The sequence below is a fragment of the Cohnella fermenti genome, assembly GCF_004801405.1.
Lineage (GTDB): Bacteria > Bacillota > Bacilli > Paenibacillales > Paenibacillaceae > Cohnella > Cohnella fermenti.
In genome coordinates this window covers 234638-244963 of the sequence record NZ_SSOB01000002.1, presented here as the reverse complement: position 1 = coordinate 244963, position 10326 = coordinate 234638, and the positions used below count along the sequence as shown (strand labels likewise).

Sequence of the window (10326 nt, the reverse complement as noted above, 5' to 3'; positions counted from 1 at the left end):
CGTATCATACCGATATTTTAAATATAGTCGAAAACTTGTTATCATAAAAGGACAATCTATTCTGAAAAAAATAATCTATTCTGAGCGAAGGAAGGCTGTACACAATGGGATGGGCAATCGAGATCGAACGCACAACAACGCCTAAGCAGAAGCCGAAGGTTGGCGAGCTGGGCTTCGGCAAGTATTTTACCGATCATATGTTTATTGCGAATTACGACGAGGGCCAGGGCTGGCATCATCCCCGGATCGTACCGTACCAGCCGATCTCCCTCGATCCGGCGGCCAAGGTGTTCCACTACGGGCAGACCGTATTCGAGGGACTCAAGGCGTACCGCACGTCGGACAACGGCATTCAACTATTCCGTCCGAACAAAAATATACAACGGCTGAACTTGTCCAACGACCGGCTCAGCATTCCCGGGCTGGACGAAGAGCTGTTCATGGAAGCGCTCACGCAGCTTGTTCGCATCGACAGCGACTGGATTCCGGGCGAGCCGGAGACTTCCCTGTACATTCGTCCTTACGTCATCGCGACGGAGCCGCTGCTCGGGGTATCTCCGTCCAAGCAGTATCTGTTCATGATTATTCTGTCGCCGGTCGGCTCTTACTACGCGGAAGGCATCAACCCGGTCAGCATTCACGTCGAGTCCCACTACGTTCGCGCGGTGGAGGGCGGCGTCGGCACGGCCAAGACCGCGGGCAATTACGCGGCCGGGCTGAAGGCGCAGGAAGGCGCGTCGGCCAAGGGGTATTCCCAGGTGCTCTGGCTCGATGGCGTGCATCGCCGTTACGTTGAGGAAGTCGGCAGCATGAACGTCTTCTTCAAGCTCGGCGACAAGGTGGTTACCCCTGTGCTGAACGGCAGCTTCCTGGCCGGCATCACGCGCGATTCGACGCTGACATTGCTCCGGCATTGGGGCGTTGCGGTCGAGGAGCGGCCGATTCTGATCGACGAACTCGTCGAGGCTTGCCGCAGCGGCGAGCTCGTCGAAGCGTTCGGCACCGGCACGGCCGCGGTCATCTCGCCGATCGGGGAGCTCAGCTACGAGGACGAGCGGCTGGTCATCGGCGGCGGCGAGACCGGACCGCTGTCGAAGCGGCTGTACGACACACTGACCGGAATTCAATACGGCAGCGTCGAAGATCCGTTCGGCTGGATGGTGCGGCTGTAATGCTCGCCATTACCGAATACAGCGTCGAGCGGGTGCCGGACCCGTTCGGCATTCTCTCCGGCCAGCGATACGAGTTTATAATCGACATCGACGTTGCGGAGGACGACGAGCTGATCTCCGAGAACGGAGTCAGCATCCGCGTCGTCTACAAGGAGGACGGGGAGCAATCGGGCATCGTCCGGTACGAGCTGCTCGAGCGGACGTCGCGCCGATACCTGGACTTCGAGGTGGAGCCGGAGGAGGAAGCGGAGCTCGCCGCGTTCTGCCGCGAGCATCTGGCCGAGGCGGACGAGTGAGCGAAGCAAGAGAATAAGCGGAACAAGAGAAGCGGGATCTCCGCGGGGCGCAATGCTCCGGCGGGGGATTCCGCTTTTTGTGCGGGGCTGCCGGTCAGCGGCAGACGGCGATATGGCGAACGAAGGAGGAGCCCTTCCTCGCTTCGCAGCGATCCTCGATCGCGAAGCCGGCTTCGGCAAGCTCCTTCGCGATATCCCGATGGGAGATGACGACCGCCCGGCGGGCGATTCTTCTCGCCTCCCGAAGAATGAGCCGTTCGGAGTCCTCGGATATTCTCGTCACGTGATTATAAGGCAGGTCGATGACAGCCGCGTCGTATTCCTCGCGGATGTCCTCGATGGAGCCGAGGGACACTTCTGCCGCGAGGCCGAAGTGCGCAAGGTTCTCCCGCGCGCCGCTGACCGCGAGCGGGTTGATGTCCCGGCCGACGATATCGATCCCCATTGATCTCGCTTCCACGAGAACGGTGCCGATCCCGCAGCACGGATCGATCGCCCGAATCCCTTCCGGTTGCGGAGCGGCCAGGTTGGCGACGGCTCTCGCCACCCGGGTCGGAAGCGCGATGGAGTAGTCTCTCGGCTTCTTCGCATGCGCCAGCCAGATCGCCCTGTTGCTCTCGCAAGGGCCCAAGTACCAGCGTCCCTCGCAACGAACCAAGCCGAACACCTGGTCGGGCCGGCGAACGTCTACTCGCCCCCGAATGGCGGCGCCCGCCTCCCTCTCCAGCTTCCTTCGCTGCTCGTATTCGATTTTGCCGCCGGGGGTGGGATCGTTCGTCTTTAAGCAGACGACCTTGAACGACAGCCGCTCCTCCGGCGGCAGACGCGACGCCTCGCGCATCAGCTCTGCGAAGTCGGCACCCTCGCAGATCGGTTCGATCCGTTCGCGGATGAAGGGGCTGCGGCTCGGGTCGACCCTGGCGCCGCTGCGCAGCACGGACGCGCCGGGCCGGGGCTCGGCTTGCGCTTGCAGAAGCGTCTTCAGCTCAAGCCGGCACAGCGACGCCTCGTCCTCGTGGCAGGCATACGTGTACAAGTAGTGCGATGAGGGCATGGCTATCCCGCCTTTCCGTTCCTTCACCATAGCGGCTTTCCCGGGAGAATGCAAAGGAGGGGCGGCAGGATTCTCCTGGCGGATGGAGAATGGATAGATTGAAAGACTCGGCAGGGCACGGCAGGATGCGGAAGGGCTCGGAAGGGCTCGGAGGGGCTCGGAAGGGCGAAGCGTGGAAGGGGAGAGTTCGAGGTTGCAGGGGCGGCAACGGGGAATTGTCGGCATAATTGCTTCTCTGCGCGCGTATAGTGGAACCACTCCCGGGCTGAAGCGACGGAGGGCCGGTGCTCACGGAATAATGTAAGCGCTGACAATGGGCTGCGAAGAAGGAAAGCAACCGAGGATTCCATGGGAGGGGATCGAAGTGGGAACGCGACTGTTAGCCGAGCAGATCATCAAGCAGAAGTATCCGCACCTCCGTTATATCCGCGTGCACACCCGCGCTCGCAATTCGGCCGATATTTATGCATGGAACGACGACCTGCAGTTGCCGGATAAGGATCGCTACGAGCTGGGGCAGTTCGCGGCTTCCTACTTGACCCCCTACGTATGCTTCCATATCAAGGCGTACTGCATGCTGAAGGAGGATCGGGTGCCGCGAGTCGACGAGCTGCCGGAGCCGATCTACAAAGCCGCGCTGAACCGTTGCCTGGATCAGGAACGGATTCTGTCGCTGGTAGGCGGAATGTTCGCGAATGGCCGGTTGATGTTCCGTTGCTACGACCCTGTCGCGGGCAAAGTCCATCTCGACCTCTGGCCGAACGCTTCCGTGACCGACATTGAGAAGGAACTGCTTGACCGTTATTTGAGGGAGCTGCTTCCGCTCGGCTCGATGTACGAGGTGACGTATCGATGACAATAGGCCGAGATTCTCGCCTATATATTTGGGGAATGTTAACGAATAGTACCCTTTTTTACAGTATCTTTTGAACTGAATGTCGTGGGAAAATGCCGGAATCATGAGACTTCCATATTATGAATTCGGTTCCAAAGGCCGATATATAGCAGATAGGGTTTTGTTGGAAAATAAAGTAACGACTACGTATAGAAGCTGCGGGTTAGGCTGAAGGGAGCAGGAAGTCAGATGGAGGAATGGATCGACAGGGTCGTGAAGCACGACATCATCAAGTCGGGCCTCGTGCTGGTGGCTGCGGGAACTCGCTTGGATCTTACGCATATGAAGCTGCTGGAGCAGCACCGCGTGGATTTCTCGGAACTGATATTGCTTCCTTATGGGGCGGAGCTGGCGCAACGTCCGCCGATCAAGAGCATGCAGCAAGCTTCTTCTTACTCCAAGGGGTTGTTCGACGATATCAAGCGGACCCGCAAGGTTCCCCTGATGGACATTAAGAACGAATTGATCCCCCTTGTCTCGGAGATCGCCTCGTATCAGAGCGTGTTCAACCTGATCGAGCTGATCAAGGCGAAGGGTGAATATACGCATCAGCACAATATTGCCGTAGGGGTCATCTCCACGATGATCGGCCGCTGGATGGAGCTAAGCGAGTCGGAGCTGACGCTGCTTACGCTTGCGGGGACCCTGCACGATATCGGCAAGGTAAGAGTCTCGGACGAGCTGCTCAATAAGCCCGGCAAGTTGAGCGCGGAGGAGTACGGGGAGATCAAGCTGCATACCCGCCACGGCTACGAGATTCTGAGCGAGACGGTGGGGCTGAACCCGCGCGCCGCGCTTGTCGCCCTGCAGCATCACGAACGGGCGGACGGGCAAGGCTACCCGCTGAAGCTGAGGAACAGCCAGGTCGATCCGCTGAGCCGAATCGTGGCGGTTGCCGATGTTTTCCACGCGATGTCATCGAAGCGGCCGTACCACGAAGCGCTGCCGTTCCACGAGGTGGTGACGCAGATGCGGGCGGGGGCGTTCGGAGAGCTGGACAGCAAGGTCGTGAACGTATTCCTCGAGAAGCTGTTCGTCCATCTGATCGGGCATCAGATCAAGCTGACGGACGGCCGCTGGGGAGAAGTCGTCTACCTGAACCCGCACGACGATCTGCATCCGCTGGTCAAAGTGGAGGAGACGTTCGTCGACTTGAGCCAGATCCGGGATTTGCATATCCTGGAGATCGTTCTGTAATATTGTGCGACCAAGACCTGATGGCATAGGAAGCTCCTCTCGGGGGATAATGAGCGTAAAGGAATAGGAGAACCGAACGCCATGGGCAACGCAATGACGAATGAGCAAGTGACTTCCATTCTGGAGGGCAAGATCCAACTGATCGAGACGGCGGAGGGCGCGCTGTATCTGGTCGGTCCGATCAAGCTTCCGGTTAACCTCAAGGGCAGGACGGTCCACTTCCACTGGTACTGCTGGCTGGACTGCAAGGAAGCGACCGATGACTTCGGCCGAATTATCGAGAAGCTGATCTCCATCAATCTGGCGGAATTCCAGCAGTCGAGCGTTCTGGCGTACGGAGACTTCGCCGAAGCGGACGAGGCTCTTATTCGGATGCACTCCATCTGCCATACGGGGGACATATTCGGCAGCAAGCGGTGCGACTGCGGCTTCCAGTTGAAGCAATCCATGCAGATGATCGCCGATCACGGAGCGGGGGCGCTGTTCTATCTCGCCAATCACGAAGGACGCGGCATCGGCCTGTTCGGCAAGGCGCTCGCCTACATTCTTCAAGAGAACGGCTACGACACCGTTGACGCCAACCTCCGGCTCGGCTTCGCGGACGATTCACGGGACTATCGCGACGCAATCGCAGTGCTGCGGCAGCTCCGCACGAAGCCGGTGACGCTGATTACGAACAATCCGAAGAAGCTGGAAGCGCTGGAGCGCGCGGGAATGAACGTAGCTGGCCGTCGTTCGCTGTGGGGCGACCAGTCGGAATACAACAAGAAGTACCTTCAGACGAAGATCGGCCGGTCCGGCCATCTGGGAGAGAGCAGTTGCAACAACGACTGATGCTGCGAGACTGCAAGGATGCAGAATACGCGCGGAAGGAAGCACAAGGACGCGGAATGCGCGGAAGGAAGCAGAAGGACGCAAAATGACAGGAATAAAGCAGAATAAAGGATGACAAAAAACGAGGGCGTTCCCCAGGTCTGATAGCGACCGGTGAGCGCCCTTCGATTAGAAAGCTTGCCCGAATGTGCCTTGGAACAGCACTTCTTGAACCGGCTTGCGCGGAGACGGCACCTCGCGCTCGGCCAGACCTTCCGGCAGTGCGTCGCTCGGGCCTTGGTAGCCGATGGCGACCAGCGCCTGGATCGCGTAGCTCTCCGGAATGCCGAGCGCCTCGCGCGCCTTGGCGAAGTCGAAGCCGGTCATGGCGTGCGTGACCAGCCCTTGGCGTACGGCTTCATGAGCCAGCGTGCCCCAAGCTGCGCCCGTGTCGAACGCGTGCGACGGGAACGGCCCCTTCTCGGTCTCGGTGTTGGACACGATCAGGAAGAGGACCGGCGCCTTCTTGCACCAATTCAAGTTGAATTCGCCGATGAACGTGTAGAAGCGCTCCCGTTCTTCCGGGGAAGCGGCGACGATGAATCTCCACGGCTGGAAGTTGAACGCGGACGGCGCGAAGCGAGCCGCTTCGAAGACGCTGAGCAGCGTCTCTTCCGGGATAGCCTTCTCGAGGAAGGAACGCGGGGACCAACGGTTGACATTGACCGAATCGATGGAATGAGCGGTCGGGCGTTGCTGAGCGAGCAAATCTTGTGCAATTGCCATAGTGAAGCTGCCTCCTTCAAAGCGTATGATTGATGCTCTCTGGCTGCCAAGCATAATGCTGGTCACGAGAAACATGGATGAAGCTATTATAACAAACAACATTACGAATTTATAGCAACTTGTGAAAAGTTATTTATTGGACGCGTCGACAAGGGGCCGGGGCTGGATGCGACAGTGCGCAGGTTATGGGCCGATTCGATCCCAAGAGGATATCATAATCGAATATCCCTCGGCTTATTCCTCTATTCCTCGCGAAGCTTCTCCGACATCGTCGTTGGCCGCGTCGTCGGGCATCCGCTTCCCACAACACTCCCCCTCCCCCGACGAAGGAAGCCTCCGAACGAATGCCTGACCGCACCTCACACCTCGATCCCCAAGCGCAACCCGCGAATGAATGCTAAAAACCTCTATGACAACAGGGACCGCAGTAGCCCCAACTAATCAGTCGCCCCCAACTAATGAAGATTTTCCGTGTGCGGCCATCCATAATGACGAAATGCCTGCTGTGGAGAAGTCGGGTGGACGGAGGGCGCAGGGCGAAGTTGGTGGAGGAAGTCCAATCATTCGAGCGCGGAGAGGCGAAGGGGCGTAGTTGGTGGAGGAATTCGCATATGTGCGGGAAACTCGTACAACGATGCTCCAAAGTGGCGGTTGAAGGTCGAGATGTACGGGAAATCGGTATAACGAAGCTTCGGAGTGGCGTTGGAGGGGGAGATGTGCGGGGAATCGGTATAACGAAGCCTCGAAGTGGCGGTTGAAGGTCGAGATGTCCGGGAAATCGGTATAACGAAGCTCCGAAGTGGCGGTTGGAGCGGGAGATGTGCGGGGAATCGGTACAACGAAGCCTCGAAGTGGCGGTTGGAGGGGGAGATGTGCCGGCCGTACAACGAAGCCTCGAAGTGGCGGTTGGAGGTCGAGATGTACGGGAAACCCGTACAACGATGCCCCGAAGTAGCGGTTGGAGGGGGAGCTGTGCGGGGAATCGGTACAACGAAGCCTCGGAGTGGCGGTTGAAGGCCGAGATGTGCGGGGAATCGGTATAACGAAGCTCCGAAGAGAGGTTGAAGCTGCCTTTGTTCCGCATTTCTTGCTCTCGTCGCCGCCGTTACGCTCCCTAATGCTCCCCACCTCTGTCTCGCTTCTCACCAAGATGCCCAATGAATACGAAAAATCACATACATGAGGAGGTTGGAGGGACTTCGGAGCGCGATAAGTGTGAAAAACCACATACAATGCCTCGATTCGAGGAGAAAACTGCGAATGAATACGAAAAATCACATACATGAGGCGGTTGGAGGGGGTTCGGAGCGCGATAAGTGTGAAAAACCACATACAATGTCTCGATTCGAGGAGAAAACTGCGAATGAATGCGAAAAATCGCATATATGAGGCGGTTGGAGGGGGTTTGAGGCACGATGAGATGGTAGAGGCGGCCAGAAAGGGTGTGTCGAGTCGGGAGTGTTTCCGGTTCTGTTCGTCGCGGCGAGGGCGGGCCGACTAGACTATACCGTAACTTGGGCATCTGGCGCGTCGTGAGGCGGTTGGGAGGTCCTGAGCGAGAGGGAGAGGAGGCATAATGGTTTGAAATGGTCGATGCCCACGTCCCTCTCGCTTGATTGCTACGAAAAGTAGCGCGCTTTAGGGGGAGGCGAGAAGAGGGGAGGTATGGAGAGGAGAGAAGGGGCAAGAAGAGGCTGGAAAAGGAAGAGGAAGAGGAAGAGGTGCGCCGACGCAAAAGGCGCCTCCCCAGTCCTGGCGGGTGTCCGCGAAGGTACGAGGAGGCGCCTGCTTCGGATGACTTCAGATTTGCTTCTTTACGATCGGGACCCATACTTCGCAGCGGTAGTCCGGCGAGGTGGTGTCGCCGTCGGGGTATACTTCGAGCTCCGGCCCGGCAGCGTGCTCATACCCCGTAGAGGGGAACCACTCCTCGAAGATGCGCCGCCATACGTCCTGGATCGCGTGCGGCATCGGACCGATGGAAGGGAACACGGCCCAGGTGGCGGCCGGAATCGTGAATTCCTTCCATTGTTCATCGGCCGGTCGGTCGTCATTCTCAGCCGCGATCCAATAATCGAAGCGCTCGTTCGCCAGGTCCATGTCGCCGCAGATGCCGAGAAGCTCCTTGCCCGGGCACGCCTCCACGAGTTTTCCAATCGTGCCGTCGCTATGCGCTTGTTGCCAGAACCTCGGGATTTCCCGGCTGTTCTGCCCATCTGTCGTCGTGGTTGCGATCTTGACTCCGATCGTCCGCACGGCGGGGCGGTCTATGATTCGATAGTCCATGTCTTGAGCTCCCTTCAGAGATAGGTGGAAGGAGAGGCGGGGGAACGCCTTCAGCGGAATGCCCCGCTCGCGGGCGTCGGTCGGCGAGATTCCGTGCGCCTTGCGGAACGCCTTGGCGAACGACTCGGGAGACTCGTAGCCGTACTTCAGCGCGATATCCACGACCTTGGACGAAGTGCTCGCCAGCTCTTGGGCCGCCAAGGTCAGCTTCCTTCTGCGAATGTACTCGGCGACGGTGAAGCCCGTGAGCATGTGGAACATCCTCTGGAAGTGGAACGGGGAGGAATACGCTTCCCGCGCCAGCTCCTCGATGTCCGTCTTCCCTTCCATTCGGGACTCGATGAGGGAGATCGCCTTCGCCATCCGATCCAGCCATTCCATTCGGTCCCCTCCTTCAGCACTTATGCTACCATGGCTGTCGCCGCTGTTCCTGTCCTGCCGTGCTCTCGTCGGACCGATTCAAGACCGATCAACTGTCTTCTTAATTCTACCGCAAGCCAGCCGGGCTTGACAGGGGCCATTCGAATTCGGGACAATCGAGCCAAGTGTCAAGTCGCAGGTTAGGGACGGGAGGGTTCGATTGTCATGCAGCCATTCACACAACGCGTTATCTCCGTTATTCGCAGCATTCCCCCCGGGCGGGTCATGAGCTATGGGCAGGTCGCCGCCGCGGCGGGAAGCCCCCGGGCGGCCCGGCAGGTTGTGCGCATTCTGCATTCGTCGAGCGAGAAGCACGGGCTTCCGTGGCATCGGGTCGTGAACAAGCTGGGCGAGGTGGCGATCCAGGAGGAGGAAGGCCGCTATACGCAGCGTGTGCTGCTGGAGGGAGAAGGGGTGGAATTCGGCCTCGGGGGAAGAATAGATCTGGAGGAATACGCGCATATTCCGGAGCTGGAGTCAGAGCCGGAGCCGGACGAGGTTGACACCGACCCGGACGACATCCTATAATTCGAGTGTGAGAAAAGGGAACCAAATGGTTTCATATCGACATAACGAGAATAGGAGGGCTTGTATACGTATGAGTCGCAATAAGAACGGCCAAGGGAACGACACAGCCGATTCCTTGCCCGAGATTCGTCAGGTAGAGCGGCTGAAGGCTCCGATCGAGAAGGTCTGGAACGCCGTCTCTACGGCGGAGGGCCTGTCCGCCTGGTTTATGCCGAACGACCTGCAGGCGGTCGTCGGCCATGAATTCCATCTGAACGCGGGGCCGTTCGGCCAATCGCCGTGCAAGGTGACGGAGGTGGACCCGCCGCACCGCTTGTCGTTCGAATGGGGCAAGGACTGGACGCTGACGTTCGAGCTGAAGGAGCTCGAGGGAGGCACCGAGTTCACGCTTATTCACGCCGGATGGGACCCGGACAAGGCGACCGAGTTCGGAGAAGCGCACCGCCTCGTGCGCGAGCGGATGGCCGGCGGCTGGGTCGGCATCGTCGCGAAGTTCCGCAGCCTGATCGAGTCATGACCGGCTCTGCGGCGCCGAAGCACGACGTGTTCCAGGCGATCGCCGATCCGACGCGCCGGAGCCTGCTCCGGCTGCTTGGCGAAGAGGAACTGCCGGTGAACGCGATCAGCAGTCACTATCCGATGACGCGGACGGCCGTCTCCAAGCATCTGCGGATTCTCTCGGAGGCGGGGCTCGTCAAGGAGCGGAAGGTCGGCCGCGAGACGCGTTACCGGCTGGAGCCCGAGCCGCTTCGCGAGCTGCAGGAATGGCTTGCGTATTACGAGCGGTTCTGGAGCAACAAGCTGGCAGCGCTCAAGCGGTTCGTGGAGGATGACGAGACGTAAGGTATGCCTCCCGTTCGCAGGGGGCAGGTTAATGGG

At 59.1% G+C, this 10326-nt stretch carries 11 protein-coding genes; 8 read left to right on the top strand and 3 right to left on the bottom strand.

What is annotated here, in order from left to right; all coding sequences use genetic code 11:
• The first annotated feature begins 104 nt into the window (after positions 1-104).
• Both E6C55_RS02610 and E6C55_RS02605 read left to right on the top strand, forming a co-directional pair.
• Positions 105-1172: a branched-chain amino acid aminotransferase gene (locus E6C55_RS02610; RefSeq protein WP_136368208.1), complete on the top strand. Its 1068-nt coding sequence runs from the start codon at positions 105-107 to the stop codon at positions 1170-1172.
• Positions 1172-1468 carry a DUF6509 family protein gene (locus E6C55_RS02605; protein ID WP_136368207.1) on the top strand — a complete coding sequence of 99 codons (297 nt, stop codon included), beginning with the start codon at positions 1172-1174 and terminating at the stop codon, positions 1466-1468. The genes E6C55_RS02610 and E6C55_RS02605 overlap by 1 nt, the downstream gene beginning before the upstream one ends.
• Before the next feature lie 94 nt (positions 1469-1562).
• On the opposite strand, the gene E6C55_RS02600 is transcribed toward E6C55_RS02605, so the two are convergent.
• Positions 1563-2522 carry a TRM11 family SAM-dependent methyltransferase gene (locus E6C55_RS02600; protein ID WP_230986492.1) on the bottom strand — a complete coding sequence of 320 codons (960 nt, stop codon included), beginning with the start codon at positions 2520-2522 and terminating at the stop codon, positions 1563-1565.
• A 364-nt stretch (positions 2523-2886) separates the two neighbouring features.
• On the opposite strand from E6C55_RS02600, the gene E6C55_RS02595 reads away from it, so the two are divergent.
• The 3 genes from E6C55_RS02595 to E6C55_RS02585 all read left to right on the top strand — a co-directional run bounded on the left by E6C55_RS02595 (position 2887) and on the right by E6C55_RS02585 (position 5448).
• A complete protein-coding gene (locus tag E6C55_RS02595) occupies positions 2887-3378 on the top strand; it encodes a hypothetical protein (protein ID WP_136368205.1) in 492 nt (163 codons plus the stop codon).
• Positions 3379-3606: 228 nt separating this feature from the next.
• Positions 3607-4614, top strand: coding sequence for an HD-GYP domain-containing protein (locus tag E6C55_RS02590; RefSeq protein WP_136368204.1), 1008 nt, complete (start codon positions 3607-3609; stop codon positions 4612-4614).
• An 81-nt stretch (positions 4615-4695) separates the two neighbouring features.
• On the top strand, positions 4696-5448 hold the full coding sequence (locus E6C55_RS02585; RefSeq protein ID WP_230986491.1) for a GTP cyclohydrolase II: 753 nt from the start codon (positions 4696-4698) through the stop codon (positions 5446-5448).
• A gap of 168 nt (positions 5449-5616) precedes the next feature.
• On the opposite strand, the gene E6C55_RS02580 is transcribed toward E6C55_RS02585, so the two are convergent.
• Positions 5617-6213: a nitroreductase family protein gene (locus tag E6C55_RS02580; protein ID WP_136368203.1), complete on the bottom strand. Its 597-nt coding sequence runs from the start codon at positions 6211-6213 to the stop codon at positions 5617-5619.
• A 1800-nt stretch (positions 6214-8013) separates the two neighbouring features.
• Complete coding sequence (locus E6C55_RS02575) at positions 8014-8880, bottom strand: AraC family transcriptional regulator (protein ID WP_136368202.1); 867 nt, start codon at positions 8878-8880, stop codon at positions 8014-8016.
• Between the two features lie 204 nt (positions 8881-9084).
• On the opposite strand from E6C55_RS02575, the gene E6C55_RS02570 reads away from it, so the two are divergent.
• From E6C55_RS02570 to E6C55_RS02560, 3 genes are all read left to right on the top strand, one after another.
• Positions 9085-9447 (top strand): MGMT family protein, encoded by a 363-nt coding sequence (locus tag E6C55_RS02570; protein ID WP_136368201.1) that lies wholly within the window; start codon positions 9085-9087, stop codon positions 9445-9447.
• A 70-nt stretch (positions 9448-9517) separates the two neighbouring features.
• Entirely contained in the window at positions 9518-9964 is a 447-nt protein-coding gene (locus E6C55_RS02565; protein ID WP_136368200.1) for an SRPBCC family protein, read from the top strand.
• Positions 9961-10290 carry an ArsR/SmtB family transcription factor gene (locus tag E6C55_RS02560; RefSeq protein ID WP_136368199.1) on the top strand — a complete coding sequence of 110 codons (330 nt, stop codon included), beginning with the start codon at positions 9961-9963 and terminating at the stop codon, positions 10288-10290. Before E6C55_RS02565 ends, E6C55_RS02560 begins: the two co-directional genes overlap by 4 nt.
• Positions 10291-10326 lie beyond the last annotated feature (36 nt).

Bases quoted from the DNA above. Each gene is read 5' to 3' on its own strand.
- E6C55_RS02610 (WP_136368208.1), top strand. From the start codon at position 105: ATGGGATGGGCAATCGAGATCGAACGCACAACAACGCCTAAGCAGAAG.
- E6C55_RS02605 (WP_136368207.1), top strand. From the start codon at position 1,172: ATGCTCGCCATTACCGAATACAGCGTCGAGCGGGTGCCGGACCCGTTC.
- E6C55_RS02600 (WP_230986492.1), bottom strand. From the start codon at position 2,522: ATGCCCTCATCGCACTACTTGTACACGTATGCCTGCCACGAGGACGAG.
- E6C55_RS02590 (WP_136368204.1), top strand. From the start codon at position 3,607: ATGGAGGAATGGATCGACAGGGTCGTGAAGCACGACATCATCAAGTCG.
- E6C55_RS02585 (WP_230986491.1), top strand. From the start codon at position 4,696: ATGGGCAACGCAATGACGAATGAGCAAGTGACTTCCATTCTGGAGGGC.
- E6C55_RS02580 (WP_136368203.1), bottom strand. From the start codon at position 6,213: ATGGCAATTGCACAAGATTTGCTCGCTCAGCAACGCCCGACCGCTCAT.
- E6C55_RS02575 (WP_136368202.1), bottom strand. From the start codon at position 8,880: ATGGAATGGCTGGATCGGATGGCGAAGGCGATCTCCCTCATCGAGTCC.
- E6C55_RS02570 (WP_136368201.1), top strand. From the start codon at position 9,085: ATGCAGCCATTCACACAACGCGTTATCTCCGTTATTCGCAGCATTCCC.
- E6C55_RS02565 (WP_136368200.1), top strand. From the start codon at position 9,518: ATGAGTCGCAATAAGAACGGCCAAGGGAACGACACAGCCGATTCCTTG.
- E6C55_RS02560 (WP_136368199.1), top strand. From the start codon at position 9,961: ATGACCGGCTCTGCGGCGCCGAAGCACGACGTGTTCCAGGCGATCGCC.